The sequence below is a fragment of the Rhodococcus sp. P3_B8 genome, from assembly GCF_056402775.1.
In genome coordinates, this window is the sequence record NZ_JBFUGT010000705.1 from 1 (window position 1) to 520 (window position 520).

The following is a 520-nucleotide window of genomic DNA, read 5'->3' on the forward strand; positions in this document are numbered from 1 at the left end:
CGGACTCGACCGACCGCGGCAGCGCCAACGCCACGGAAACCTCCGGGCCGACCTGGAGGTCGATCAGGAGACGCGCGAGCCGGTTCGACATCTCGTCCAGTGCGCGGTAGCTCAGGGCGACGGCGCACGTCCCGTACCCGGGTGCGACGAGGGCATCCCCGTCCGGGTTGCTGCGGACGGCGCCGGCCAGCAAGTCCGGCAGCGTGACGGGTGCGAATCCGGCGCGCCCGGTGGCGGGCACCAGACTGCGGCGTTCGCCGTCGTCGAGGATCTCGAGGTCGCCGATCCGTCGCGGTCCGTCGGTGTCGGAGGTGAGGAACGCGCCGAGGAACCGGCTGAAGCGAGCGTGATGGGCGGCGAGGGTGTCTTCGGAGTACAGGTCGGGGTTGGCCTCGAGGTCCAGGTTGAGGCTGGTGCCGGCGACCCCGTGATAGACGTTCACGGCGAGGTCGGTGATGGGGCCGGTCGACAGCAGTTCGAGTCGGCCGACGATGCTGCCGAGGGTGATCTCGTTGTGGAA

Annotated in this window: 1 protein-coding gene; it reads right to left on the reverse strand. The window is 70.2% G+C overall.

Features of this window, described 5'->3' with window-relative positions; translation table 11 throughout:
* On the reverse strand, nt 1-520 hold a 520-nt coding region (locus AC1D1G_RS45885), incomplete at both ends, for a hypothetical protein (RefSeq protein ID WP_477957022.1).